We start from the raw sequence: 25,452 nt of genomic DNA, 5'->3' as shown, positions 1-25,452 counted from the left end.
TTGGATGCGGAACCATTTCGGGGAAAAGATAACACCAAATGATTGAACCGTTTTCCCCGATCGGGGCACTGTTAAGGCGAGAAGAAAAAACCACCCGGAAGCCCAAGTTGCGAACCGACAAGGAAAAAGCCCTCGATGCCTACCTGGCCGCCTCGGCCCGGATGGGCGACCGCGATGCGCTCGACAAGCTGGCCGGTCGCTGGCATCGCAAGTTGCTGGCCCATGCCCACCGCCTCACCGGCGAGGCGGACCTGGCCTCCGACATGGCCCAGGAGGCCTGGGCCGAGATCATTCGAGGCATCCGCGGGCTCGACGACACCAACGCCTTTCCGGCCTGGGCCTTCCGGATCGTCAGCCGACGCTGCGCTCGCGCGATCGGCAAGCGCCAACGGCGCCGGGCCGGCACCGCGGCGCTGGCGCGCGAAGACAGTCAGCAAGGCAAGGACCACACCGGTCATGAAGACCGCGCCGAACTCGACATCATCCGCCGGGCGATGGACGAACTGCCGCCCGAACAGCGCGCGGCGCTGGGTCTTTTCTACCAGGAAGGCCTGCGCATCGCAGAAATCGCGGTGGCGCTGGAAGTCGCCCCCGGCACCGTAAAGACCCGACTCATGCACGCACGAAACAAGCTTCGTGCCCGACTGGAAGGAGAAACAACATGACCAAGATCGACGACCTGATCAACGAATCCCTGTCCGAACGCGACGAGGCGCTGATGGCAGAACTGAACAACGAACCGGGCTACTTCAGCCAGGCTTTCGGACTATTCCGCGGCAAGCTCGGCTGGCTGATGTGGCTGGTGATGAGCAGCCAGCTGATCGTGTTCGTGGCCGCCGTGATGACAATCTATTCGCTCTTCCAGGCCGAAAACGCCGTGGAAGCCGTTCAGACCGGCGTGGTGACCGTCATCCTGGTACAAATCATGACGTTCCTCAGGGGTTTCATGGGCGATCACTTCGAAGCCAACCGCATCCTCCGCGAACTCGCCAGACTCGAACTCCGCCTGGCCGCCTCGAAACCCGAAGACACGCCAAGAAGCACTGAATGAAGCATTCAGGCCTTTCGGTCCACCGCCAAGCGGTGGTATTTTATTAAGGAGCTGCTGAGAGCGTAGCGAGCAAGTGGCTGACGGTGACTCGCGGAGCGCAGGAACCGCAGTGTACGTTTTAGTACATGAGGATTCCGAGCACCGAAAGACGCCGTCAGGCACTTGCGCAGTAGCTCTCAGCAGTTCCGAAAGCGCCCGTAGCTCAACTGGATAGAGCATCAGGCTTCGAACCTGAGGGTTGGGGGTTCGAGTCCTCCCGGGCGCGCCATTCCACTACTGCCCTCTAGCGGCCCATCCGTCGGCTGTCCGGGGCAGCCTCTCGTCAAACTCCACTCGGAAGCCCGCAAACACCTCGGCGCAAGCGTGAATCCAGTCACATTTGAAGCGCCCTATCTTGCCGTGTATATTCTAGAAAGGGCCTGCTCAAATTGCTTCGTTGGCTGCATTCCCGGGGCGCTGACCAGGTGAGGGACAACCTTCTCCCCCACGAGAAGGATTCAAAGAGGGAGTCATCCATGTTGCCAACATTCGCTGCGCGCGCCAGCACGCTGTCGTTCATTTCTCTTGTTTTTCTTGCACTACTTTACTCGGGCCCGGCTGCGGGCACGACGATTTCGGGCATCGTCACCGACGCGGATTCGGGCGCCCCGATTGCCGATATCGATGTCTGCTCCATCCGAGCAGCCGATCCGGGTCAGCAAAATTGTGTGACGTCCGATGCAACGGGCGAGTACGCGATCACGGGACTGCCGGAAAGCGGCGAGGTCTACGTCTCCACAGTTGAAACCACATCCTACCCACGCCAGGCCTGGCCGGGCATCAGTACCGGCGAACCCGGCCTCGAGGAATCCATCGACCTGGCAGCCGGCGATCGCACCGATATCGATTTTTCCCTGGTGCCGGGCTTCCGGATTACCGGCACGGCTACCGGGCCCGGCGGCTCGACGCTCGATTCATTCGGCGTGCAGTTCACGCGCAGCACCGCCCAGGGTCGCACTTTCGTCGGCGGGGTAGCGCAACCCGACGGCTCGTTCGAAAGCGGCACCATGATCCCCGGAGACTATAAGGTCCTGGTCACCACTCAGGGAACAGTTGCTGATCCCGACCACCACATCGATCAACTGTTCGATGGCGTTTCCTGCGTCGACCGCCTCTGTGACCTTGACAGCCAGGGGACTCCCGTTTCACTGGTCGATGCCGATATCGATATCGGCACGGTCGAACTGCAGACGGGATACGTCATTACAGGTACGCTCACCGAATCGGCCACGACCGACTCAGTACCCGATGGTTCGGTGTTCATTCAAATTTTTGACCTCGGTGGTTCATTGGTGGCCAGTACGGGTGTCAGCGGCGGCGATTACGCGACCGGTGCACTGCCGGACGGGGACTATCGGGTGCTGTTCAACGCCGAAGCCGCCGGCGGCCCCTATCTCAACCAGATTTACAACAGCATCGATTGCGGCTCGACATGCAACCCGGCGAGTCAGGGCGATACGGTCGCTATCGCCGGCGCTGATGTCACCATCGACGCCGCATTGAGCGAGGGTGGTGTAGTTTCGGGTAGCGTAACCTCCTCGGGTGCCGGATTGCCGATCGAGGGCGAAGTCAGGCTACTTTCCACGGCCGGCGACATCCTCAGGACACAATCGACTTCAGGCGACGGTAGCTACTCGATCGAAGGCCTCGATCCGAACGACTACCTGGTGTATTTCCAGAGCGGGGGCGAAAGTGCGAGCTATCTCGACCAACTCCACGACGGCGTGACCTGCCCCAGTATGGGCTGCGACGTTAGCGCCCTGGGAACGCCCGTCACCGTCAGTGCGGCTCAGGAAACGATCGTCAATGCTCAGCTGCAGCAGGGCGCACTGCTTGCCGGCACTGTTTCAAGGGCCGGTGGCGGTTCAGCAACGGACGTCTCAGTGCAACTGTTCGACACGATTGGCAACTTGGTCGCGGAAGCACCCGTGAACGAGAACGGCGAGTACTCCATCGCCGCCCTGCCGGGAACATACAAACTCCAGGCAAGCCCCTACGGCAGCGACGGCGATCTCATCCGGCAGATGCACAACGGCATCGATTGCGTGGCGTTCTGTGACCTGCAGATCGCCGACACCATCGATCTTTCCGCGGGAGAACAGACGGTGGACTTCACGCTCAATCCGGGGTACCGCCTGTTCGGGCAGGTGGTCGACGACGGCGATTCGGGAACGCCGATCGCCGAAGGATCGGTCGACCTGTACGATGCCGACGGCGTGTCGCTCGGCGGATTCGGCCTCGCCGGCGATGGCTCATGGTCGAGCCCTGCAATGCCAGCGGGCAGTTATAAACTCTGGTTTAATCCATCGGGCAATTTTTCGCGCTACCAACAGGAGCTTTACAACGACAAGCCCTGTAGCGGATTCTGCGACGTTCAGAATGATGGTGACATCATCGATTTGGTCGACCAGGATATCGAGATCAACGCCGGCCTAACCCGTCAGAACGCGATCACTGGACAGATTACCGAGCAGGCGACCGGTGACCCGATAACCAGCGATGTTTTGATTGAGGCTTACGACCCAACCGGTCAATCGGTCGCTTCAACCCTGGTGAACCAGAACGACGGCAGCTATTTGCTGGGCCTGCCCGACGGCGAGTATCGAATCAAATTCAACCCGGTTGCGAGCCGGGATATGTTCGTTGATGAGTTGTTCGACGATATCCCCTGCCCCTACTCCAGCTGCGACATCACCAATGGATCGCCGGTTCTGCTGGACGGCGCCGATGCGCAGGCCGATGCCGACCTCAGCCTCGGCGGCACGATTTCAGGCAGCGTGGTCGCCAATACTGATGGCATGCCTGTGGTCGACAGCGGCAGCGTGCAGCTCATCTCCAAGGACGGTTCGATTTCGGTGGGCCTCGGGTTGTCGGCCACCGGCAGCTTCGAGTTCGTCGGCCTGCCCGCCGGGGAGTACTGGTTGCTGGCCAGAAGCAATCAGACCGATCCACCGCTCGTCGATCAGTTGTTCGACGGCGTTCCCTGTCCGGATTTCAATTGCGATTACGAGACCGATGGGGGCACTCCGGTCGTCGTGACCTCCGGCGCAACGGCGGTTGCCGACTTCGTTCTCGAACCTGTCCCCACCTATACGGTCAGCGGCGTCGTGACGGATTCGACCACCGGCGAGCCGATACCCGACATCACGGTCGAGGCGTTTATCGGCGGCTCGGTCAATAACACGCTGACAACCGTCACCGATGCCGACGGCCAATACCAGTTCGACGGACTGCTCGAGAACGAATACGCGTTCGTCTACGAAGGCAGCGGCTACATGACGCGGATGGTTTCAGGCTTCTCGCCAACGGCCAGTCCATGGTGCCCGGCGCGGCGCTGTTTCGCGTTTCCCGGGACGAAGATTACCGTCGACGCCGACGTGTCCGACCTGTCCGTGGAAATGGACCCGGGCGGCCGGATCTCGGGCACCCTGCGCCTGCCCGACGGCACACCGGCGTCCGCCGCAACGAACGCCCGGATTCGACCGTACGATGCCGACGGCAACCAATTCCAGCCGGGCTTCGCTTACGCCATCGATTTCTACAACGACACCGGAGACGGCAGCTTCGCCACCGAACTGCCGCCGGGCCAGTGGTTCTTGCTGTTTGAAACCAACAATCCCTCACAGGCCTTGGTGGATACCGCGCTGGGACAGCACCCTTGCCCACGCGGCAGCTGCGGCATGACCACCACCCAAGCGGTGGATGTAGCCCAGGGCGCGGAAATCACCGGGCTCGAAGTGCAATTCAGCCAGGGCGTAGCGATTACCGGCACGATGCTCGATGCCGATACCGGCCCCGCGGTACCGCCGGAGTACGGCGCGGTCATGTTCTATGCCCAGGACAACAGCTATGCCGGATTCGCTTCCGTCTCGAACACCGACGGCAGCTTCAGCAGCGCTTCCGGCTTTCCGGACGGCGACTGGTATGCCGCGACCATAGACGATTCGAATGACAATCCGTTCAGCCAGGTGCCGCCCGAGTTCATCGACGTGGTCTACGACAACCTGCCCTGCCAGAACGGTTGCGACTTTTCGGCGGGGACGCCCATCGTGATCGAGGGCGATCCGCCGGCGCCAATCGAGATCAACCTGACCCGCGGCGCATCCGTCGCGGGCAACATTCAAGGACCCTCCGGCGCGCTTGAGGGCGTAGAAGTTCGACTATTCGACGGCCCGGACAACAAGGTCGGAAGCGCGTTCTCAGACGCCGACGGCAACTATACGGTAGCCGGTCTATTGCCGGGCACCTACTACGCCGTCACCGGGAGCAGTCTTGGACTGGAGGACCGACTTTACAACGGCCTGGAGTGCGAACCGTTCTGCAACCCGACATCCGGAACGCCGATCGAGGTCACCGCGGCTGCCGAAATCACCGGGATCGACTTCAGCCTGCAGGGCGCGGCCTCGCTGGCCGGCGTCGTAAGCGACGAATTCGACGGTCCGCTCGAAGCCGTAGAAGTCGAAGTCTACGACGCACTGGGCCAGCTGAAAGCGACGGCTCTGACTAATGCGGCCGGCGAATGGCAGATCGGCAATCTGGCCGGCGGCCGGTACTTCATGCGCACCCGCAATTCACTCGGGCTGGTCGACCGCGGCTACGACGGCTTCGACTGCCCGGCCTGCGGCCCGGCCCATGCCACGCCCATCGAATTGGAACAAGGCGAAGAGCGGGTTGGTATTAACGTGCAACTGGTCACGGGGGCCACCATCTCCGGCGTCGTTCTTTCCGCGGCCGGTTCCGATCCAATCGGCGGCGTCAATGTTGACGTCTTCGACGCCTCCGGTGAGCCAGCCGGCACCGACATCACAACCAGCGGCGGCAACTGGGAGGTCAACGGCCTGGCCCCGGGCGATTACTTCGTGGCTACACGCAGCTCGGTTGGTTTTGTCGACGAGTTGTTCAGCGGTACGGCTTGCGAGCCCGATTGCCTGCCGACCGACGGTACGCCGATTTCGCTGGCCGCAGGCGCGGCGGATACCGCGGATTTCTCGCTGCAGCCGGCCGGACGCATTGGAGGCACGGTGCGTGATGATGCGGCCAACGCGCTCGGCGGCGTTATTGTCAGGGCGGTCGATGCAACGGGGCGAATCATTCGAAGCGCGACCTCCGGCATTGACGGCAGCTACGAAATCGGCGGCCTGCCGGCGGGCAACATTTATCTGAGAACCAACGCCCCCGGCAGCTTCACCGACCAGGTCTACGCCGGATTCGACTGTGTGCCGGTCTGCGATGCGCTCAACGGAACGGCTGTCACAGTCAGCGCTGGCGGCCTCGCAGGCGGGGTCGACTTCTCCCTGACGCCCGGAGGCGGCATCGCCGGACAACTGACCGATCAGTCCGACAACCCGCTCAGCGCCGTGCAGGTGGAGGTTTATAACCGACTCGGCACCACGGTTGCGACGGTCAACACGAATGCCGCTGGCGATTACATCGCGCGAGGACTTTCGGACGGTCGCCACTTCGTCAGAACGCGAAACGGACGCGGTCTCGTCGACGAGGTCTACCGCGATCTAGGCTGCACACCCACACCATGCATCATGGGCACTGGAACAGCCATCGACCTCACCGGCGGCATCGTCGAGGGCATCGACTTCAGTCTAGCCGGGGGTTCGACCATCTCCGGTACCGCGACGGACCAGTTCGGCAATCCGCTGCCGTCCGGCGAGGTGGTGCTCTACGGCGAGCTCGGACGCGAAGTCAAGCGCGCCCCTATCAGCTCGGGCACATGGAGCCTGACCGGAATCGCCGACGGCTCCTACTTCCTGGTCGTGCTGAACGGCTCGCGGCTGATCGACGAGTTGTTCGCCGACATCCCATGCCCGGGCGGCCAGTGCGACATCACACAGGGCACGCCGCTGGTCGTGGGCGATGCCGGCGCCGCTCCCGAAGCACTCGATGCGGTCAGAGACAGCTCGAAAGCGGCTCGATCAACGGGCGAGGGCCCCATTGAGTTTTCCCTGCAACCCGGCTCGCTGATTCGTGGTCACGTCGAAAATGGGCAAGGAAAGGGCATCGCCAATGCAACGATCACGTTCTTCAACGCTGCCGGCGAGGTGGTCGGACAGGCTAGCACCAACGGCGCCGGCGACTACGAGTCAAGCGCCGCGCTGAGCGCGGGAACTTACTTCGCTGCCACCAGCGACGGCCTGGAACGCGGAATTGGCAACGGACTGGTCAACCAGCTCTACAGCGGCGGCGCCTGCGCACTCGAATGCGACGTGACTGCCGGAACCGAAATCGTGCTCGACGGACAGCTGGACGCCGAGGGCATCGACTTTTCGGCACAAGCGGGCGGCAGCCTGTCCGGGCTGGCGGTTGACGGCTCCGACAACGGTCTGGTCGGCACGGAGATTCAGGTGTTCAACGGCCAGGGTCAGTTGGCCGGAAAGTCCGCCGTGGACTCCTTGGGCAACTGGACCGTCGATGGCTTGCCGGACGGAAACTATTACGTCTTGCTGAAAACCGATCTATTGGAACAGTACGATGACTTCGTCGTCGGTTTGGGCGCTTGCGTGACCTGCGATCCAACATCCGGGACCCAATTCACGATCTCCGGCGCATCCAGCGAGCAAGCCGGCTCGCTCGTACTCAACCGCGGCGACATCATTTTCCAGAGTGACTTTTCCACAACGGACTGAGTGAAGATTGCCGGCACCCGTGGCAGCCCAAGTCTGCCGTGGGTGTCGGCCTTCCCATCCGCCGATTCGTTAAAGCTAAGGGTTGGGGTTCGAGTCCTCCCGGGCGCGCCACCCCGCATTTTCCGGCCTCACCACGGCACCGGCTTGCCCTTGTGGTCAAAGAAGCCGCCGTTGGCGTCGGCATCCAGCCCGGCGATCACCGCCAACAGCTCGTGCGCGGCGACTTCGGGCGAGCGCACGTTCAGGCCCGACTTGCCGAAGGGCGCGGACAGTTTCGTGTCGACCGTGCCGGGGTGCAGCGCCACACAGATAGCGTCCTTCGATCGCCGGTGCAGTTCGATGGCGGCGGTGCGCACGAACTGGTTGAGCGCGGCCTTGGAGGCGCGGTAGCTGTACCAGCCGCCGAGACGATTGTCGCCAATGGAGCCCACGCGCGCCGACAGCGTGGCGAACACCGACTTGCCCTTTCCGGGCAGCAACGGCAGGAAATGCTTCATCAAGAGCGCCGGGCCGATGGCATTGACGGCAAATGCCTTCGCCATGTGCGCCGGATCAAGCTGCGACCAGGTCTTCTCCGGACCGAATCGGTCGTCGTGCAGGAAGCCGGTGGCGTCGATGATCAGCCGCGGCTCCCCATCGAGGCCCTTCACGAACTCGGCGGCCGCGCGAATGCTGTCCTCGTCCATGACGTCCAGGGGCGGGTCGCTCTGTCGCGACAGGGCGACCACGTCGTCACAGGCGTCGGACGCGCGCAACGCTTCGGCCAGCGCCGTACCGATGCCGCCGGTTCCGATGACGATGGCAAGGCGTGTGGATCCGGAGCCAGCAGGGCGTTCGGTTTTATTCATGACGCTCAATGACAAAACTGTCTGGTGGACCGGCATGGTGACGCACTGGACCGCAACAGGGCGTCAAGGTCTCCCATGGCCAAACCCGCCTTCTCACTGCTAGGGTGAGCACCGAACCACTTCCCGGGGCAGCGCCATGACGCTCAATCCACTCGAGCCGCTACGGCGGGTTTATCGCTTCTACTTCCCGTCGGTTGAATTCGATTTGCCGCTGGCCGTGCAGCGCAGCCAGGCGATCAACCACCTCTCCGAACAGGTCATCCCGGGCTGGAAGGCCCTGTTTTCACGACTGGAAGAGGAAAAGCTGGGCGGCCGGGTTTCACGCGAAGGGGTCAAGCTCTACCGCATCGAGCCGATCGAAGGCCGGCCGGGAACGTTCAAGGCCAACTCCTGGCGCCCCATGTTGTTCGCCGACTTTCGCATGCGCCGGGGCACCCTGCACCTGAAAGGCGAGTTCACCATCCATCCCTTCGTGCAGGCCTTCACGGCTTTCTGGTTGTTGGGCGTCTTCGCGGCTACCGCCTTCGTGCTATTGATGACCTTTTTTCACGCCCAGTTCGGCATTGAGGAGTCGATGCCGCTGTCGATTCCGATGACGTGCGTGGCCCTGCTGGTCGGCGGCACACTGCTGGTGCGCAAGGCCTGGCAGTGGTCACACGACGATATCGAATTCATCAGCGATTTCCTGCATGAACGGGTCGGCGACGGGGCTGGTCGCGATTCGCCATAGCGGTGCCGACGCTTGCCCGGGCGAGCGCTCCGGACTATTCCTGCTAAAACAGCGCGGTTGTGATTCAGCCCGACAGCACCTTGCTCGCCGCTTGCCCGAGTCGCTTGTCGAATGTCGCAAGGGGCGCTCGTAGTTCTATCGCCAGTTGAAGATAGGCAGCGTCATAGGCCGTAAGGTCGTGGGCACGCGCTGCGGCCCACTGCTGTGTCGGGTCGATTCGTCTACGGGAAATCGCCAGGCGGGCAAGATCGGAAAGTCCTTGTTCGGCCACCTCAATGAGACTGGCGCGCGCTTTCTTCACGGCAACGCTCGCCAGCTCATGATCGATCAGGTCCGGCGCAAACAGCGCTTTTCCAGCCAGCGCCAACGCCGCCGATTCGCGTTCGGGTTCATCAAACAGAACGGCGGCAAGCACACTGCAATCGACGACCAGGGGCGGTCGACGAGCATACGCGCCCGCCGGTTCGGCAATGATCAACGGATTATCGGGCATCGCGCTCTGCGCGAATGATGTCGCTCGAGGCGGGCCCCTCGGCGAAAGGCTCCGGCCATCGGGCCCGATGCTCGTTGGCAATCACCTCGATGTCCACCTGGCCGGGCTCGGCATGTTCCTCAAACCGATCATCAGCGGACTTGCTGGCTGCAACCGTGGACTCGGTGACCAGGGCCAGCAATTCACCTTGCAGCGACCGGTGATTGCTCCGCGCCTTCGCCCGAAGCGCTTCCACGACCGGCTCGGGCACATTCTTGATGGAAAGATTGGGCATGATCATGTCAACGGATCTGGAACAGAACCATTATGGAACCGCTTCAGCAACAGGTCAATTACTGTCTACTGACTCGTCGGATCGTTGCGCCCGTACTGGTCGTGGCTGGAGACCCAGTCGAGCGAGGAAATCGCCGCGCCCAGGGAGATCTCGCCGGCGAGCACGGTGCCCGCAACGATCTCGGCGAATTTCATCACCTTGCCCGGGCCCTCGCAGTCCATGATGCGCAGGCTTTCGGACTGCGTCGCCAGGCCCGTGCCGCCGCCGAGCGTGGCCACGATCAGCGACGGCAGGGTGGTCGAAATGTAGAGATCCTTGTCCTCGGTCAGCTCCGTATAGAGAATGCCCGTCGACGACTCGGCCACGTTGGCCACGTCCTGGCCGGTGGCGATGAAAATGGCCGTGATGGCGTTGGCGGCATGGGCGCCGTTGTTGTTGGCCCCCGAGAGCATGGAACCGATGCTGGCAATCTTCGAGTGCATGTACAGCTGCTCGGTGTCGGCGTCCATGACATCCTGAAGCACCTGGCGCTTGACCGTGCATTCGGCGGTGACGCGCTTGCCGCGCGTTCGCATGGTGTTGATCTGCGATGCCTTCTTGTCGGTGGCGAGGTTGGCCTCGAGGTAGAAGTCCTTCACTTCGGCGCCGTCGAAGTTCTGCAGGATCCAGTTGCAGGCCGCGAAGGTCGCCTTGCCCACCATGTTCATGCCGGCGGCATCGCCGGTGGTGAAATTGAAGCGCGTGTAGCAGAAGCGGCTGGCCAGGTAGTAGTCAACGTACTTCAGCGTCACGAACCGGTCCGATTCGGCGCAGACCTCGCGCAGTTTTTCGGTGCGTTCCTTGAGCCAGTCGGCGAAGCGCCGGGCGGCGGCGGCATCCTCGAAAGCGAACACCGGCGCGCGCTGCATGTTGTCGCCGACGACCGCGCATTTCACACCGCCGGACTCGCGGATCACGCGCATGCCCCGGTTGTAGGACGCCACCAGCGTGCCCTCGGTGGTGGCCAGGGGCACGTAGAACTCGCCGTCGGCGTGTTGGCCGCGAACATGCAGCGGGCCGGCGATCCCCAGCGGGATCTGCGCGGCACCGGTGAAGTGCTCGATATTGCCGCGGGTGATCGCCGGGTCGAAGGAGTAGCGCGCGATGTGCTCGATGTCGGCGCCGGTGCGTTCCTTGATGAAGCGCTGGCGCGCGCCGATGATGTCGGCTCCGTAGTCGTTTTCGGGATCGCGCGGGATAGTCTCCGGCGAGCGCTTCCCGGCCTGGAGTGCGTCGGTGACCGAGAGCGTGAGCTTGCCGAAGGGCGAGGCCTGGAACGACAGCTCGATATCGTGCTCGCCCTCACCCAGCGGATCGACGCCCAGCTCCAGCACCAGCAGCGTGCCCAGGGGAAAGTCCAGCCCGTCGCCGGGCAACTCGGACAGTCGCAGCGGCGTCGCGCCCTCGACCGACAGGCGTACGTTCTCGAGCGCGACCTCGTCGCCGTCGAGCTTGAGATGCTCGACCGCCTCGAGCCGCGCCGGGCTGAGCCGGTTCTTGATCGAAAAGACAACGCCGCCATCGGTGTTGCGCAGGCTCGAGCGGTTGTAGAGTCGCTTGAGCATGGCCTTGGGTACGAAACGCATGATGATCCTGTCTCCTTCGCCGCGCCTGCGGCGAGTTTGCTCGCCTCCACCTGCATCCGATCATAGACTCTTCAAACGCCGTCAATCTTGCTCCAGATCAAGCAGCGCGAGTGGAGACGGGCGAGCAAGGCTGGCATAATCCAGGTCACGTAGGGCGTCACAGAGGGGCTTCTGTTTCGTGATGGCTATCACATGAAGACGCGCCAGGCGTACCTGACGCGGGACTCGATCGCCGACCTGCTGCGGCTGGGCAGCCTGCTCGCCGTCGCCGTGGGGTTGTTCGCCGTCGTGATCGGCGCACTCGCCGTCTACCTGAATCTCTCCGCGCAGCTCGAACTGGAGCGCTCCGATCGCGCGGCTTCGCGGCAGGCCGACCGCATCGCGGACGCGCTGGACGAAATCCAGACCGACCTGCGTGACGCCAGCGTGGTCGATGCCGTGCGAACCGGCTCGAACGACAGACTGCGCGCCGCGCTTCGGGAGCGCGGCGTGGTCAGTATTCTCGACATCCGCCTCCTGCCCGCGGACATCAACGAGATCGCCGTGGGTGAATACATTGGCCTCGACCTTGGGACCACGGAGATGGTCATCGAGGCCATACGCAACGAGCGCGCCGACATTCGCGTTCTCCAGCCGGGGACACCGGCGGAGAACCTGGTCATGGCCCAGCGCATGCCCGGCGATACGGGCGTGCTGCTGCTGCGCCTGACCGTCAGCGTCGTCACCAGCCTGCTGCGAGACGATGAAATGCTGGACTTCGTCGCGCTCGCACAGCAAGGCAATCCAGGGGCGATCATTCTGGACGCCCGCGGCCGTTCGGCGACCGGTCCGATCCACCCGGTCTCGATTGCCGACACCAGCCTGGTGTTGCAATGGACCCGGGGGGTGATGCAGGCGCCCCTAGACAACCAGGCCGCCGTCATTCTCGGCGCCAGCGGCGTCATCGTGCTGATGATCGGCCTGCTGATTCGCCGGCGCACGCGGCTGGCCCGATACCTCGGCCACCCCGAACAGGCTGGCGCCAACCCCGGCAAGCACCGGGCACGGGGCGCGCCTTCCCGCGATGGAGGGACGGTGGTGATGGCGCCCGACGACGAGGAACCGCCGACCATGGTGGCCCGTTCGCCCGACTTGCCCGCGTGGTTGAGCGACGAAGACAAGGAGGAAACCCCGCCTGGCCGTAGTTGAAGGCACATGAACGGTCTCAGGGCGTGATTTGATTCTCAAAATCGCTGGGGTAATATGCAGGCGACAAACCCGCTGCGGGGGCGAGTTTCTTGGGCGAAATCCACACTCACGACTACACCAGCGTCATCGGGCGAAGCTTCGGCAACTTCGTCGTCGTGCGCGAGCTCGGCCGCGGCGCGATGGGGGCGGTGTTCGTGGGCTACCAGAAGTCGCTCAAGCGCCAGGTAGCGATCAAGCTGCTGCCCAGGACGATCGCGCGAAGCGACTCCGCCCGCCAGCAGTTCCGCGACGAGGCCGAGACCATCGCGGTCCTGGACCACCCCAACATCATCACCATTTTCGAAAGCGGCGAAGACGAGGATTATTTTTTCCAGGTCATGCAGCTGGTCGACGGCCAGGACCTCGCGCGCATCCTCGCCAAGCTCAGGCGCCACCCCGTGCCCGCGCGCCGGATCCTGCCGCTGCGCCACACCATCCGGCTGGTCGGCGAAGTGCTCGAGGGCCTGGAGTTCGCCCACGAAGAAGGCGTGGTGCACCAGGACATCAAGCCGGCCAACATTCTCGTCGACAACCGCAGCGGCCGCGCCCAGATCGCCGACTTCGGCATCGCCAAGACGCAGCAGATCGAGTTCTACGCTCGCGGCCTGATCGTCGGCACCCCGCGCTACCTCTCGCCCGAGCAGGCGGCCGCCCGGGACACCGACCGGCGCACCGACATCTACGCCATGGGCGTCATCCTGTTCGAGGCCCTCGCCGGCAGCCTGCCGATCCGCAACGAGTCCGGCAAGGAAACGCTCAGGCGCAAGATCCGGCAGCCCGAGTCCTTTTTCCTCGAGCAGCCCTCGGCCTGCTCGCCCTGGATCGACGAAGGCATGGAGGCCATCATCGCCAGGGCCACCGCCACCGATCCCGCCAAACGCTTTGTCACCGCACGCGCATTCGGCCAGGCGATCCAGCGCTGGGCCCAGTCGCAACAGCAAAAGGTCGCACCATGAGCCAGTCCGGCACCCATAACCTCGACGCCCGCACCGCCGAACTGATTGCCCGCCAGCTCAACTCGGCGTTCATGAACGCCTGCGGCTTCAGCATGGACCACCCCACCACCGAGCGGGCGCTGGAGATCTTCCACGACACGCTCTCCAAGGCCCTGATCAAGGACCCGTCGCTGTCGCTGATCCTCGACCGCGGCAGCCTCTACCTTGAAAAGCACCCGGTGGGCACGCGCTTCAATCCGCGGCGCCTGATGGACTCCTTCAACGAGATGGGGCTGGAGTCGATCAGCTTCAGCGCTGGGCTGACTGCCGCCGACGCGCGGGCGCTGGTGTCGGTGCTTTCGACGCTGACCGACTACCCATCGCTAGATGCCGCCGAGGCCGACCTGCGCCAGCGCCAGAGCGGGGCCATCCTGTTCAACCACATCGTCTATCGCAAGGTCACCTCTGAACAGAAGGTGGTCAGCAGTACTGACCAGGGCGTCGACCAGGGCGACGCCATCCACGAGAACAAGCCCCACGCGCGCCTGTCGAGCGCCGGCGAACGCGTGCTCAACCAGCTCGATTCCTTCTTTTCTCTCAGCGGCCTGGCCGGCGACCCGGACGCCGCGGCCGAGCAGCTCGAGGCCTCGGCGGACGCCGATCCGGAACAGCGCGCCAGGCTGGTCGAGCACCTCCAGAAACTGGCCCGCGAGGTCGAATTCGGCGGCGGCGACGCGGCGAGCTTTTCGCAAGAGGAATTGTTCACCGCCATGACTGCGCTCCGGCAACGCCTGCACAAGGCCGTATCGGCCCGGCAGGACGTCGATCAAATCATGGAAGCCGGCAACGAGGTAATCAGCGAGGTCGACGAACTGACCTACTCCACACTGGTCGGCCTGGTGTGCGAGGAGTACCGCGGCGGCAACTTCTCGGTCCAGCGCATGGCACAGATCGTCAACCGCATGCTGCCCGACGCGGGCGACCTCAAGCGCCTGCTGCCGCGCCTCAAGACAGGCCTGATGAAGGAGGGCATGCCGCTCGACAAGTACACCGATCTCGTGCACGAACTGTCCAACGAGCTGCGCGGCGAGCACCTGGTGCGGGCCCTGGAGGGCGGCGCCGAAGAGGTCGGGATGGACGTCGACGAGATCGTCCGGCAGATCCGCGAAGACCCCGCAGAAGCCACGCGCCTGGTCGTGCTCGCCAGCGAGCTTCGCCGCGGCGGCGTCGGTGATGACCAGCAACTGTCGAGCGCCTTTACCGACTATTTCGAGCGCATCAGCCGCAAGCTGGCGCTGAGCCCCGCCCGGGCGGGTAAACCGACTCAACCCGGCAGCCTGTCAGAGCAGCTCGGGCGCGTGCAAAAGGAACTGATCGAACGCATGAGCGAAGGCGGCCTGGCACCGGAGGCCGCCAGGCAGCTCGAAATGGAGCTCGCGCATCGCCGGGCGCAGAAGTCCAGCGACAAGGTCGCCGAGCCGAAAAAGCCAACCGAAATCCCGCGCTCGGTACTGAGCGTGAGCAACACCGCCCGCTTTCTCAAGCACGAGGTCAAGAGCGCCCATCGCTACGGCAACCCGTTTTCGGCCATCAAGCTGCTGGTCGAATGGCTGGTCCCCACCGAAGACGGCGCCTCGCGCCGGCCGCGCAAGGACGACATCCCGGAACTGCTGCCCGAACTCTATGACCGCATCGTCCGCCTGGCACGCGAAGAACTCGACCTGGTCGGCTCGCTGGAGAAATCACAACGCGCCGTGCCCTTCATCATCCTGCCCATGACCGGGGAAGAAGGCGCCGGGATTTTCAGCCAACGCCTGCTCGAAGTGCTGGCCGACCCGCCCTTCCGTGTCGGCGAGGCCGACTACACCCTGACCTGTACCGTCACCGTGGTCGGCTTCGACACCCAGACCGATAGCGACGCCAACGCCTTCATCCAGCGGCTTAACCAGCTACACCAGGCCAATCGCGCGGACGCCACGAAGCAAGCGGCAAGAACCCCGTCAAGGCATTCCCCGGACTAGCCGGCTTGGCGCCACCAATCCGTCCCGCTCGGGCAAGTAGTTAGCCCGATACGATTCCCTACGGAACAAGCAAGTGCTATATTCGGCACTGACGTGTGACGCACGTCACAAAAATCGGTAATTCCGAGAGGTTGCCAGCATGCCGAAAATCAAGATCAAGGCCAACATCAGGAAGGATCAACCGCTCAACTTCGAGCCGACGCACCCGGCCGGTTACTACTACATGTTCACGGGTGGCTACGGGTTCAGGAACGGAAAGATCACGCCCGAGCCGGTCGGCGACGACGACGGCCCGGCCGGCGAAGTCGCGCTGGCACAAGAATCCGGCTCCTGGGAAATCAAGGTCAAGGACACGACCCGGGAAAACTTCAAGATCGTCCAGTGGAACCTCAGCAGCGAGGGGATCCCGGGGGTTGCGTTCGCCCCGGCGCCCGACGTCGACCTGACCCCCACCGACAAGCTGACCATCAACGCTTCCAACGTTCCGACCGGCCATTACGGCAGCTACGACGGCTACACCGTCACGCTGGAAAACAAGGACGGCAAGCGCGTGAAGCTCGATCCCCGGATTTACGACATCCGCGAATAACAGCGGAGCGCCCTGTGGCGTACTGGGCCTACCTGAGCTACGGGCACGCCGACGAACGGCACGCGCGCAGGGTACACCGACGAATCGAGTCATTCCGGGTGCCCGCGGCCTTACGCGGGCTGAAGGTCGGGGGGCAGGTCGTCGGCGAACGGCTGCGCCCCGTGTTTCGCGACCGCGACGATCTGGCCAGTTCGGGCGACCTGCGTCACAGCCTGGAAGCGGCATTATGCGACTCCGGCGCGCTGATCGTGCTTTGCACGCCGGCGGCGGCCAGGTCGAAATGGGTCGAGCAGGAAATCCGGGTTTTTGTTGCCGCCCACGGCCGGCGGCGGGTGTTCCCGCTGATCATCGAGGGCGAACCCAACAGCGGAGACGAACACGAGTGTTTTCCACCGGCCCTGCGCAGCGAGGGCGCGGCGGGCTTCGAGCCCATCGCCGGCGACCTGCGGCCGGGCGCCGATGGGCCGCGCGACGGCATGCTCAAGGTCATCGCCGGCCTGCTCGGGGTCGGTTTCGACGTCATCAAGCGCCGCGATGCGCAGCGCCGCTACCGGCGCGCAATGGGACTGGCCGCCGTCGCGTCCCTGGTGGCCATGATCACCACACTGACCGCCATTTACGCCGTCCAGCAGCGCGACCTTGCGCAGGTGCGCCGCGCCCAGGCCGAGGACCTGATCGGTTTCATGCTGGGCGACCTGCGCACGCGCCTGCGCGAGGTCGGCCGCCTGGACGTGCTCGACGCCGTCGGCGAGAAGGCCGAAGCCTACTTCGCCGCCCTGCCGCCGAAGGAAATCAACCACCACGCTTTGGAAAAGCAGGCCCTGGCACTGCGCCAGATCGGGGAAGTCCGTCTGCAGCAGGGACAGCACGCTGCCGCCCAGCGCGCCTTCGCTACCTCGCTGGCGCAGTTCGAGGCGCTGGCCAAGCGCAAAGCCGGCGATGCGGAAGTGCTTTTCGAGCGTGCGCAGGCGGAGTTCTGGCTGGGCTCGAGCCACTACCAGGCGCTGCAGTTCAATCGCGCGCGGCCGTTGTGGGAACGCTACGCGCAAAGCGCCAGCGAACTCGTGGCGCTAGCGCCCGACAACCCCGACTATCGCCTGGAAGAAGCCTATGCCATGTCCAATCTCGGCACGCTGGCCCTCGACCAGGGCGACCTGGAGGCGGCCGAAACGGCCTTCACCGAGGCCGGCGTGATCTTCGATTCGCTGGCCGAAGGCAGCCCGGACAACCCCGAACTGCGCTTCGAGATGGCCGCCAACGATTCCTGGCGGGCCGCCGTGCGCGAAGCCCGTTTCGACTGGAAGGGCGCGGCTGAATACCGCCGTGCGGCCGCGCAAGCCCACGCCGAAGTCACCGAGCAAACCAGGCACCCCTTCCACAGGCGCATCGAGGCCGAAGCGTGGAGCCGGCAATCGCGGGCCGAGTTCGCCCTGGGCCGCGTTGCCGCGGCGATCGAGGCCCAGTCGCGCGCCATCGCCCGGTACAACACCCTGGCCGAAGGTGATCCGGAGAATCTGGAATGGCGGGTTCACTGGCTCGGCGCGCGCAGCCGAATGGCACTGCTGCGCCGATTTGCCCCGGAACATTCCGGGAATATCGGCGTGGTGATGGTCGACGCACTGGGCGGGGGCAAGGCCGCGTTCGAACAACTGCTGGCCATTGCCGCCGGCAACCCGGACAACTCCTTGTGGGCGGGCGTGGCCGTGTCGGCGGGACGAAACCTGGCGACCGTCGCCTTGCTCGAGGGCGACCCGGCCACCGCCGGCGACTACCTGGATCGTGTCATGCCGCTGGCGCGCGCCAACCTGGAAACTGCGCGCGAGGACCATATCACCGCCCGTCACTACTACGAACTGGCCGTCCTGCAGCAGCTCGCCGGCGGCGACACCGCCCAGGCCGCCCTGGAACAGCTGGCCGCTCATCCGCGCCAACACCAGGCCCATTGGCACCTGGCGGCCCTGCTGGCGCGTTTGGGCGGCCATCACGACGCGGCCGACGAGCTCGACGAACAGGTCGAGGAGGCCGGTTTCAGCTCGCCCGAATACCGGGCGCTGCGAACCCTGGCGCTACGCCGATGAACAGTGATCACAAGGTCCCGCTGTCGCTGGGTGTGACCGGGCACCGCGACCTGGTCGAGGAAGAAATTCCCGCCATCAGGCGGCGGTTGCGCGAGCTGTTCGACCTGCTCGAGGCCCGCTATCCCGACACGCCGCTGCGCCTGGTCACGCCGCTTGCCGAAGGTGGCGACCGCATCGCCGCGGAAGTGGCGCGCGAGCGCGACATCGAGCTGCTCGTGCCCCTGCCGCTACCGGTTGACGTCTACGAAGAGGATTTTAGCGACCACGATTCGAGAAAAGCGTTTCGCGAGTTGCTGGCCGGGGCCATGGTGGTCGAGATGAGGGCCGCGCGCGGGAACGCCGAGCGCAAGCGCGACCAGGCCTATGCCAAGGCGGGCATCTACAGTTCCGACCATTGCCAGATCCTGATCGCCATCTGGGACGGCAAACCCGCCCGGCACAGCGGCGGCACGGCCGAAGTCGTCGAGTACCACCAGTTCGGCGACATGGCGCAGCTTGGGCTGAACCCGTCCGAGCGCCGCGGCCTGGCCAAGGACGACACCGATCTCGTCTACCACATCGTGTGCTCGCGCGACCGCGGGCACGGGTCACCGGCCGCCGGACTGCAGCCCGGCACCGCGCGCTGGCTGGTCGCCGACCCCGAGCGCATGGCGGTCGAGGACATCCCGGCCAGCCTGAACCGCATGATCAAGCGCACCGGGGAGTTCAACCGCGACGTCGCGCGGGTTAGCGACGCGCCTTCAATCGCCGATGTACTGCCCGGCTGGAACGACGGGCTGGCCGGGCAGCCCGACCTGGCGCGCACGGCCGAGTACTTCACCCTGGCCGACCACCTGGCCGGCCGCTACGCGTGGCGCTATCGCGTCGCCCTGCGGGTGCTCTACGTGCTGGCCGCGCTAATGGGCCTTTCCTTCATCGCCTACGCCGATCTCGACCACCCCTCGATGATCGCGGCCTTCCTCGTGCTGTTCTTCGTCGGCTTCGCGCTCTACCGCCTTGTCTCCAGGTTGCAGTGGCATCGCAAGTTCCTCGACTACCGGGCGCTGGCGGAGGGATTGCGCGTGCAGTTCTACTGGCGCCTGGGCGGGGTATCGGGCCAGCTGCGAAACGACTTCGCCTACGACAATTTCCTGCAGAAACAGGATGTCGAGATCGGCTGGATCCGCAACGTCATGCGTTTTGCCGGCGCGCCCGAAGATTACATGCGCCGGCGCGCCGCCGATGTCGACAGCGTCATCGAACACTGGATCGGGCAGCCCGGCGGCACCGGCCAGCTCGGTTACTTCGAGAACCGCTGTCGCAGCCACCGCCGCCACGTCACCCAGACCAGCCGGCTGGTGGCCCTCACCCTGTGGGCCGGTATCGTCATCACCGTCGTGCTGGCCCTGCTGCAGCATCAGCTCGACGACGTGGCTGTCACCGGCATGGTCGCCGCCATGGGCATGCTGCCGCTGCTCGCCGCCGTGCGCGAAGCCTACGCCCACAAGGTGGCCGAGAAGGAACTGCTCAAGCAGTACAGCTACATGCTCGACATCTACCGCATGGCCTGTTTCCGCCTGTCGCGCTGCAAGACCGCGGCCGAGAAACGGGATCTGCTGCGCGCCCTCGGCGAAGCCGCCCTGGACGAACACGCCGAGTGGATCCTGGTGCACCGCGAGCGGCCGCTGGAGCCGGGGAAGCTGTAAGGCGCGGGCAGACCTAGGCGCCGCGGGCCTTGCGCCGGCGCTTATTGGCGGCAAACGCGATGCCCTGGGCGTTGATGTCGAGATCGAGCTTCAGGTGCGACCAGACGCTGGCGTTGCGGCCGAGGTTGCCCCGGCCATCGAGCAGGCCGGCGACATAGTCATACAGGCGCGGGCGGCAATACGCTTCCAGCGCCTCGTCGGGCAGGTCGCTGGCCTCGGCGTCGTCGCGCACTCTCTCGGCAAAATCCAGGTGGCGCGTCAACTGCCCGGCCGCTTCCTCGATATCGGTCACCGCGCCGAAGTGCGTCAAGTAGATGCAGCTCGGTTGTTCATCCACCAGCCGGCGGATCGACTCGCGCGCCAGCTCGGGTTCGAAATCCGTCGGGCTGGTCGACGGAAACGCGAAGGTGCCCTCACCCTGAAGGGCCGGGTAGGCCAGCCCGAAGGCATCGCCGGCAAAGATCGCGCCCGAGGCGCTGTCGGCGATGCAGAAATGATGATTGGCGTGGCCGCGAGTGTGCAGGAAGCGCAGCTCGCGGTTGCCGAAACGCAGGGTCTCCTCATCATCCATCACGCGCACGCGCTCCTCGGCCACCGGTTCAATGGTTCCGTAAAGGCGCTCGAACTCGTCTTCTCCGTAAACCGCCGAGGCGCTGGCAACCAGCTTGGACGGATCGATCACGTGGGGTGCGGCGCGCGGGTGGGCCAGCACGGTGGCGTTCGGGCAGGCCTTGGCCAGTTTGGACGTCCCGCCGGCATGATCGAGATGCACATGCGTGATGATCAGGTACTCGACGTGCTCAGGCGAAAGCCCCTGTTCGTCGAGCGCGGCCAGCAGCCGCGGCACCGCCGCATTGGTGTTGTTGTCGACAAAGGCCGCGCGATCGCCTTCGACGATCAGATAGGCAGCCGCCACTTCGGGGCGATCGAGGTAGTGCGTATCGATGGTGTGTATGTCGCTCATGCGGCAAGCCTACCATCGGCTATCAATAGTGAAACCGACACTGGGCGACAAACAGCTTGTCGCCTTCAACCGCGTAGACCAGCCGGTGTACGCGATCGATCCGGCGGGACCAGAAGCCCGACCAGTTCCCTCTCAACGGCTCTGGCTTGCCAATACCCTGGAAGGGGTCGCGCTGGATGGCGCGGATCAGTTCGTTGATGCGCTTGAGCTTTTTCGGATCGGCCTTCTGCCAGTAGAGGTAATCGGCCCAGGCGTTGGCATGAAAACAGATCTTCACTCGATCAGTTCACGCGCCTCAGCCTCGCCTCGCCGCAAACCCTCAATCGCTTCGGTCAACCGTGCCGCGTTGCGCGGGCTGGACATCAGGTAAAGCGTTTCCTCGATCGAGGCGTAGTCATCCGCCGAAAGCATGACGGCCCCCTTGCCCTTCTGGCGGGTGATGTACAGCGGCGCGTGGTCTTCGTTGACCTGGTCCATGGCGCTGGCCAGACGGCGACGCAGATCGGTATAGCTGATCGTAGACATGCCGGAATTTTAATGTACAACAATCTGTACGTCAACGGCTGATTACCGCTCGCATGGGCGGCCCCGGCGCCCGTCAGAACCGGAAATACACAAACAAGCGCCCCGGATTCTTCGAGTCCTTATTGAGGCGGGTGATAACAATACGAGAAACGGTAGTGTATCGCGCTGCGAAATGGTAGTGTATGAAATTGCGAAACGGTAGTGTAGATGCTGCCAAGTGCATCCAGCCGTCACGCACAAACTTTGGCACCGGACCGAGGCCGACCGTCCTTGAGTACGCAATATCTCAAACGAATCGTCGACGGGGAGCTCGACGAATTGCTGCCCCAGCTGCCCGCCATCTCACTGGAGGGCCCCAAGGGCGTTGGCAAGACAGAAACCGCCCGACGTCGCGCCGAGACGATCCATCAACTCGATGATCCGGCCCAGCGCACGATCGTTGAGGCCGACCCTTCGCGGGTACTGTCCGGCGACCCACCGCTTCTAATTGACGAATGGCAGCGAGTGCCAGCCATCTGGGACATCGTCCGCCGCGCAGTCGATGCCGGCTGTCCGCCATCAAAATTTCTGCTGACCGGCTCGGCCAGCCCGGCCGACGCGCCCACCCATTCCGGCGCAGGCCGCATCGTCACGGTACGGATGCGACCCTTGTCGCTTGCCGAGCGCAACCTGACACGGCCGACAGTCAGTCTGGGTGAATTGTTGCTCGGTGAGCGGCCCGGGCTCGATGGAAAGTGCGAAACGGGGCTGAAGGAGTATGTCGATGAAATCGTCCAATCCGGTCTGCCCGGTCTTCGCGATTACTCGGGCCGCGGGTTGCGCGCCCAGCTCGACGGCTACCTGCACCGAATCATCGAGCGAGACTTCCAGGAACAGGGTCTGACCGTACGCCGGCCCGACGCACTGAGACGCTGGTTGATCGCTTACGCCGCCGCGACGGCAACCTCGGCCAGCTTCGAGGCGATACGCGATGCGGCAACGAGCGGAGAGGGCGACAAGCCGGCAAAAACCACGACCCAGCCCTGGCATGATGCCCTGGCAAGGCTGTGGATTCTCGATCCAGTCCCGGCCTGGCTGCCCACACAGAACGAACTCCATCGGCTGGCGCAGTCTCCAAAACATCATCTTGCCGACCCGGCACTGGCCGCTCGCCTGCTCGGCCTGGATGCCGCCGCGCTGCTCGAAGGCAGCGAAAGGGGACCACGAGTGGCCCGCGGCGGATCATTGCTGGGTCGGCTGTTCGAATCGCTGGTAACGCTCAGCCTCCGCGTCTACGCCCAGGCGAGCGAGGCCCATGTGAGACACCTGCGCCTGCACGGCGGCCAGCGCGAAATCGACCTCATCATCGAGCGTGCAGACCGAAAGGTATTGGCAATCGAAGTCAAGCTCAGCCGAACCGTGAGCGACGAAGACGTCAAGCACCTACTTTGGCTGAAGGACCGGATTGGAGATGACTTGCTCGATGCAGTGGTGATCCACACCGGACCCGAAGCCTACCGGCGCAAGGACGGTATCGGAGTGATTCCGGCTGCCTTGCTCACCGCATAAGATGAGCGCGTCAAACACGCTGGCATCGTTCAGAACCGGAAATGCACGAACAAACGTCCCGGATTCTTCGAATCCTTGTCGATGCGGTGATAGAGCTGCTTGATGTCCGGGCGCTCCAGGAACTTCAGCACCCGCTTCTTGAGCTGCCCGGAACCGCGGCCGGGGATGATCTCAACCTCCTTGATGCGCTTGTCCACCGCCTCGTGGATCACCCGCTCGAGTTCCTGGTCGATGGCGTTGCCGCGGTCGTAGATGTCGTGGAGGTCGAGTTTTAGCTTGGCCATGTGCTGGAAGCCAATGATCCGGACGCCTACGGGCGCCAGCCAGCTTCTTCGGCAGCCAGCACGATACGGGCGCAGGCGTCGGCGTCGGATGCGGCGTCATGGTGGTTCAAGGGGATGCCGAGATGGCGGCAGACATCGGGCAACTTGGTGGGATAGATACCCCACACCCGGCGTGCCAGGGCCACGGTGCATTCGAAGGGCGCTTCCGGCAAACACAGGCCATGGCTGTCGCAGCAAGCGTGCAGCACCCTGCGGTCGAAAGGCGCGTTGTGGGCGGCCAGGAAATCGACCTCCTCTAGCATCGGGTTGAGCCTAGACCAGACCTGGCCGAAATCGGGTGCATCGCAGACATCGTCCCAGCCGAGACCGTGGATATAGGTAAACACGAACTCGCCGGGCGGCGGACAGATGAGGTGGTTCTCGCGATGAACGATACGGCCATCTTCGGCCATCACCACACCCACCGCGCATGCACTGTCGGCGCCGCGGTTGGCAGTTTCGAAATCGATGGCGGCAAAACGCATGTTAGGCCACCAAGACCCCGGCCCAGGGTTCATCGGGGCCGGTTTGCATCAGGCTTCGATTGTTGGGCCGATCCGCAAGTGCAATCAAATCGGCCCGCAGGAAGTCCTGCACAGACTGCCCCTGCCGGGCGGCTCGGGCAGCTAGTTCATTCCTGGCTTGATCCGGCACGTTGCGAACGGCGATCAATTTGCTCATGTAGCCATTATGAGAGCACCAGCTGCAAGATGCATACACGGCAGTCCCACGCGAAGTACACGTTTCCGCTGAAACGTCGATTCATCTCCAGCGCGACAGCGGCCGGTTTCTGGGCTAAATTGACCCCCCTGATCAATTGCGGCGAAAACTGACATGAACGACCGGCAAAGCTGGATTTCCGCGGGACTGCTGTCCCTGGGTTTGATCGTGGCTGCCGTCGTTCTGGGCGGAGCGATACGCGACTTTCGCATCAGCGATCGCTACGTGGAGGTCAAGGGCCTGGCCGAGCGCGAAGTGACGGCCGACCTGGCCATCTGGCCGATCCAGTTCCAGCTCTCGGGCACAACGCTCGAGGAGATCCGCAGCGCCATGGACGCCGCCGACGAAGCGGTCATTGCCTATCTCAAGCTGCGCGGCTTCGACGAGGACGAGATCAGCCGCACGCCACCGCGCATCACCGACCAGTGGATCCACGCCTACGGGGAGCAGCGGCCGGAAAACCGCTACATGGCCGAGCGCGGCGTCACCCTGCGCACCACCCGCGTCGAGGCCATGCGCACGGCGCTGGAAGAAGCCGCCGAGCTGATCAGCCAGGGCGTGGTGCTCACGCCCAACTGGGGCCAGTCGGTACAGTTCCTGTTCACCGGCCTGGAGGCCATCAAGCCCGAAATGATCGCCGAAGCCACCGCCGACGCGCGCGCGGCCGCAGCCCAGTTCGCCGCCGACTCCGACGCGGCAGTCGGCGCCATCCGCTCGGCCCGCCAGGGCTTTTTCTCGATCAACGAGCGCGACCCGTCGACGCCCGAAGTCAAGCTGGTGCGGGTGGTGACAACCATCGAGTACATACTGCAATAGGTTCGGGAACGACTCCGCCGAGGGTGACTCGCTGATCCTTCCCCGCATGGCCATGCGTCTGCAGCCGTGCGCCTCGATGCCATCAGAACCGGAAGTGCACGAACAAGCGCCCCAGATTTTTCGAGTCCTTGTCGACACGATGGTAGAGCGCCTTGATATCCGGGCGTTCCAGAAACTTGAGCACGCGCTTCTTGAGCTGCCCCGAGCCGCGGCCGGGGATGATCTCGACCTCCTTGATGCGCTTGTCCACCGCTTCGTGTAGCACTTCCTGACGGCGAGATTCTGGCAGCTTATTGCTTTAGTGGCGAGACCGCGCAGAACTC

The 25,452-nt window shown here is 64.1% G+C and carries 22 protein-coding genes, 1 tRNA gene and 1 pseudogene; 13 read left to right on the top strand and 11 right to left on the bottom strand.

Going from position 1 to position 25,452, the window contains the following annotated elements; all coding sequences use genetic code 11:
- The first annotated feature begins 107 nt into the window (after positions 1-107).
- The 4 genes from ACDC66_RS00440 (at position 108) to ACDC66_RS00425 (ending at position 7,728) form a co-directional block, all read left to right on the top strand.
- Entirely contained in the window at positions 108-665 is a 558-nt protein-coding gene (locus ACDC66_RS00440) for an RNA polymerase sigma factor (protein ID WP_376694701.1), read from the top strand.
- On the top strand, positions 662-1,051 hold the full coding sequence (locus ACDC66_RS00435) for a DUF6768 family protein (RefSeq protein ID WP_376694700.1): 390 nt from the start codon (positions 662-664) through the stop codon (positions 1,049-1,051). The genes ACDC66_RS00440 and ACDC66_RS00435 overlap by 4 nt, the downstream gene beginning before the upstream one ends.
- A gap of 191 nt (positions 1,052-1,242) precedes the next feature.
- Positions 1,243-1,319: transfer RNA gene (locus ACDC66_RS00430), tRNA-Arg, on the top strand.
- A gap of 247 nt (positions 1,320-1,566) precedes the next feature.
- Entirely contained in the window at positions 1,567-7,728 is a 6,162-nt protein-coding gene (locus tag ACDC66_RS00425; RefSeq protein ID WP_376694699.1) for a carboxypeptidase regulatory-like domain-containing protein, read from the top strand.
- Between the two features lie 128 nt (positions 7,729-7,856).
- Here the strand turns inward: ACDC66_RS00425 and ACDC66_RS00420 are convergent, their stop codons facing one another.
- On the bottom strand, positions 7,857-8,576 hold the full coding sequence (locus ACDC66_RS00420; RefSeq protein ID WP_376694698.1) for an SDR family oxidoreductase: 720 nt from the start codon (positions 8,574-8,576) through the stop codon (positions 7,857-7,859).
- A 136-nt stretch (positions 8,577-8,712) separates the two neighbouring features.
- Here ACDC66_RS00420 and ACDC66_RS00415 point away from each other — a divergent pair, with 136 nt between their 5' ends.
- Complete coding sequence (locus ACDC66_RS00415; RefSeq protein WP_376694697.1) at positions 8,713-9,306, top strand: hypothetical protein; 594 nt, start codon at positions 8,713-8,715, stop codon at positions 9,304-9,306.
- A gap of 64 nt (positions 9,307-9,370) precedes the next feature.
- On the opposite strand, the gene ACDC66_RS00410 is transcribed toward ACDC66_RS00415, so the two are convergent.
- From ACDC66_RS00410 to ACDC66_RS00400, 3 genes are all read right to left on the bottom strand, one after another.
- Entirely contained in the window at positions 9,371-9,799 is a 429-nt protein-coding gene (locus ACDC66_RS00410) for a type II toxin-antitoxin system VapC family toxin (protein WP_376694696.1), read from the bottom strand.
- Positions 9,789-10,073: a FitA-like ribbon-helix-helix domain-containing protein gene (locus ACDC66_RS00405; RefSeq protein WP_376694695.1), complete on the bottom strand. Its 285-nt coding sequence runs from the start codon at positions 10,071-10,073 to the stop codon at positions 9,789-9,791. Before ACDC66_RS00405 ends, ACDC66_RS00410 begins: the two co-directional genes overlap by 11 nt.
- Before the next feature lie 65 nt (positions 10,074-10,138).
- Positions 10,139-11,698, bottom strand: a complete 1,560-nt coding sequence (locus ACDC66_RS00400) for a hydroxymethylglutaryl-CoA reductase (RefSeq protein ID WP_376694694.1) — start codon at positions 11,696-11,698, stop codon at positions 10,139-10,141.
- A 192-nt stretch (positions 11,699-11,890) separates the two neighbouring features.
- Here ACDC66_RS00400 and ACDC66_RS00395 point away from each other — a divergent pair, with 192 nt between their 5' ends.
- The 6 genes from ACDC66_RS00395 to ACDC66_RS00370 all read left to right on the top strand — a co-directional run bounded on the left by ACDC66_RS00395 (position 11,891) and on the right by ACDC66_RS00370 (position 20,233).
- Positions 11,891-12,886 carry a hypothetical protein gene (locus ACDC66_RS00395; protein WP_376694693.1) on the top strand — a complete coding sequence of 332 codons (996 nt, stop codon included), beginning with the start codon at positions 11,891-11,893 and terminating at the stop codon, positions 12,884-12,886.
- An 89-nt stretch (positions 12,887-12,975) separates the two neighbouring features.
- Positions 12,976-13,881 (top strand): serine/threonine-protein kinase, encoded by a 906-nt coding sequence (locus tag ACDC66_RS00390; protein ID WP_376694692.1) that lies wholly within the window; start codon positions 12,976-12,978, stop codon positions 13,879-13,881.
- A complete protein-coding gene (locus tag ACDC66_RS00385) occupies positions 13,878-15,881 on the top strand; it encodes a hypothetical protein (RefSeq protein WP_376694691.1) in 2,004 nt (667 codons plus the stop codon). The genes ACDC66_RS00390 and ACDC66_RS00385 overlap by 4 nt, the downstream gene beginning before the upstream one ends.
- Before the next feature lie 139 nt (positions 15,882-16,020).
- Positions 16,021-16,470, top strand: coding sequence for a hypothetical protein (locus tag ACDC66_RS00380; RefSeq protein WP_376694690.1), 450 nt, complete (start codon positions 16,021-16,023; stop codon positions 16,468-16,470).
- Between the two features lie 14 nt (positions 16,471-16,484).
- On the top strand, positions 16,485-18,548 hold the full coding sequence (locus tag ACDC66_RS00375) for a TIR domain-containing protein (RefSeq protein ID WP_376694689.1): 2,064 nt from the start codon (positions 16,485-16,487) through the stop codon (positions 18,546-18,548).
- Positions 18,545-20,233, top strand: a complete 1,689-nt coding sequence (locus tag ACDC66_RS00370) for a hypothetical protein (protein ID WP_376694688.1) — start codon at positions 18,545-18,547, stop codon at positions 20,231-20,233. The genes ACDC66_RS00375 and ACDC66_RS00370 overlap by 4 nt, the downstream gene beginning before the upstream one ends.
- Positions 20,234-20,246: 13 nt before the next feature.
- Here ACDC66_RS00370 and ACDC66_RS00365 read toward each other — a convergent pair whose 3' ends face one another.
- The 3 genes from ACDC66_RS00365 to ACDC66_RS00355 are packed head-to-tail and all read right to left on the bottom strand — an operon-like array spanning position 20,247 to position 21,722.
- On the bottom strand, positions 20,247-21,197 hold the full coding sequence (locus tag ACDC66_RS00365) for an MBL fold metallo-hydrolase (protein WP_376694687.1): 951 nt from the start codon (positions 21,195-21,197) through the stop codon (positions 20,247-20,249).
- A gap of 22 nt (positions 21,198-21,219) precedes the next feature.
- Complete coding sequence (locus ACDC66_RS00360) at positions 21,220-21,474, bottom strand: Txe/YoeB family addiction module toxin (protein ID WP_376694686.1); 255 nt, start codon at positions 21,472-21,474, stop codon at positions 21,220-21,222.
- Positions 21,471-21,722, bottom strand: coding sequence for a type II toxin-antitoxin system Phd/YefM family antitoxin (locus ACDC66_RS00355; RefSeq protein WP_376694685.1), 252 nt, complete (start codon positions 21,720-21,722; stop codon positions 21,471-21,473). The genes ACDC66_RS00360 and ACDC66_RS00355 overlap by 4 nt, the downstream gene beginning before the upstream one ends.
- A 270-nt stretch (positions 21,723-21,992) precedes the next feature.
- On the opposite strand from ACDC66_RS00355, the gene ACDC66_RS00350 reads away from it, so the two are divergent.
- A complete protein-coding gene (locus ACDC66_RS00350; RefSeq protein ID WP_376694684.1) occupies positions 21,993-23,270 on the top strand; it encodes an ATP-binding protein in 1,278 nt (425 codons plus the stop codon).
- Positions 23,271-23,299: 29 nt separating this feature from the next.
- Here the strand turns inward: ACDC66_RS00350 and ACDC66_RS00345 are convergent, their stop codons facing one another.
- The 3 genes from ACDC66_RS00345 to ACDC66_RS00335 are packed head-to-tail and all read right to left on the bottom strand — an operon-like array spanning position 23,300 to position 24,274.
- Complete coding sequence (locus ACDC66_RS00345; RefSeq protein ID WP_376694683.1) at positions 23,300-23,554, bottom strand: Smr/MutS family protein; 255 nt, start codon at positions 23,552-23,554, stop codon at positions 23,300-23,302.
- Positions 23,555-23,580: 26 nt separating this feature from the next.
- Positions 23,581-24,078, bottom strand: a complete 498-nt coding sequence (locus tag ACDC66_RS00340; protein WP_376694682.1) for a 3'-5' exonuclease — start codon at positions 24,076-24,078, stop codon at positions 23,581-23,583.
- Between the two features lies 1 nt (position 24,079).
- Positions 24,080-24,274 (bottom strand): FitA-like ribbon-helix-helix domain-containing protein, encoded by a 195-nt coding sequence (locus ACDC66_RS00335; protein ID WP_376694681.1) that lies wholly within the window; start codon positions 24,272-24,274, stop codon positions 24,080-24,082.
- A gap of 153 nt (positions 24,275-24,427) precedes the next feature.
- Here ACDC66_RS00335 and ACDC66_RS00330 point away from each other — a divergent pair, with 153 nt between their 5' ends.
- Positions 24,428-25,129: an SIMPL domain-containing protein gene (locus ACDC66_RS00330; RefSeq protein ID WP_376694680.1), complete on the top strand. Its 702-nt coding sequence runs from the start codon at positions 24,428-24,430 to the stop codon at positions 25,127-25,129.
- Between the two features lie 82 nt (positions 25,130-25,211).
- On the opposite strand, the pseudogene ACDC66_RS00325 reads toward ACDC66_RS00330, so the two are convergent.
- A pseudogene (locus ACDC66_RS00325) lies at positions 25,212-25,391 on the bottom strand (Smr/MutS family protein); the annotation flags it as partial.
- Between the last annotated feature and the right edge of the window lie 61 nt (positions 25,392-25,452).

Origin of the sequence: Wenzhouxiangella psychrophila (assembly GCF_042310375.1) — a bacterium.
Lineage (GTDB): Bacteria > Pseudomonadota > Gammaproteobacteria > Xanthomonadales > Wenzhouxiangellaceae > Wenzhouxiangella.
The sequence above is the reverse complement of the archived record's forward strand: the minus strand, read 5'-3'. Positions and strand labels throughout refer to the sequence as shown.

Bases quoted from the DNA above. Each gene is read 5' to 3' on its own strand.
- ACDC66_RS00435 (WP_376694700.1), top strand. From the start codon at position 662: ATGACCAAGATCGACGACCTGATCAACGAATCCCTGTCCGAACGCGAC.
- ACDC66_RS00425 (WP_376694699.1), top strand. From the start codon at position 1,567: ATGTTGCCAACATTCGCTGCGCGCGCCAGCACGCTGTCGTTCATTTCT.
- ACDC66_RS00420 (WP_376694698.1), bottom strand. From the start codon at position 8,576: ATGAATAAAACCGAACGCCCTGCTGGCTCCGGATCCACACGCCTTGCC.
- ACDC66_RS00415 (WP_376694697.1), top strand. From the start codon at position 8,713: ATGACGCTCAATCCACTCGAGCCGCTACGGCGGGTTTATCGCTTCTAC.
- ACDC66_RS00410 (WP_376694696.1), bottom strand. From the start codon at position 9,799: ATGCCCGATAATCCGTTGATCATTGCCGAACCGGCGGGCGCGTATGCT.
- ACDC66_RS00405 (WP_376694695.1), bottom strand. From the start codon at position 10,073: ATGCCCAATCTTTCCATCAAGAATGTGCCCGAGCCGGTCGTGGAAGCG.
- ACDC66_RS00400 (WP_376694694.1), bottom strand. From the start codon at position 11,698: ATGCGTTTCGTACCCAAGGCCATGCTCAAGCGACTCTACAACCGCTCG.
- ACDC66_RS00395 (WP_376694693.1), top strand. From the start codon at position 11,891: ATGAAGACGCGCCAGGCGTACCTGACGCGGGACTCGATCGCCGACCTG.
- ACDC66_RS00385 (WP_376694691.1), top strand. From the start codon at position 13,878: ATGAGCCAGTCCGGCACCCATAACCTCGACGCCCGCACCGCCGAACTG.
- ACDC66_RS00380 (WP_376694690.1), top strand. From the start codon at position 16,021: ATGCCGAAAATCAAGATCAAGGCCAACATCAGGAAGGATCAACCGCTC.
- ACDC66_RS00370 (WP_376694688.1), top strand. From the start codon at position 18,545: ATGAACAGTGATCACAAGGTCCCGCTGTCGCTGGGTGTGACCGGGCAC.
- ACDC66_RS00365 (WP_376694687.1), bottom strand. From the start codon at position 21,197: ATGAGCGACATACACACCATCGATACGCACTACCTCGATCGCCCCGAA.
- ACDC66_RS00355 (WP_376694685.1), bottom strand. From the start codon at position 21,722: ATGTCTACGATCAGCTATACCGATCTGCGTCGCCGTCTGGCCAGCGCC.
- ACDC66_RS00345 (WP_376694683.1), bottom strand. From the start codon at position 23,554: ATGGCCAAGCTAAAACTCGACCTCCACGACATCTACGACCGCGGCAAC.
- ACDC66_RS00340 (WP_376694682.1), bottom strand. From the start codon at position 24,078: ATGCGTTTTGCCGCCATCGATTTCGAAACTGCCAACCGCGGCGCCGAC.
- ACDC66_RS00335 (WP_376694681.1), bottom strand. From the start codon at position 24,274: ATGAGCAAATTGATCGCCGTTCGCAACGTGCCGGATCAAGCCAGGAAT.
- ACDC66_RS00330 (WP_376694680.1), top strand. From the start codon at position 24,428: ATGAACGACCGGCAAAGCTGGATTTCCGCGGGACTGCTGTCCCTGGGT.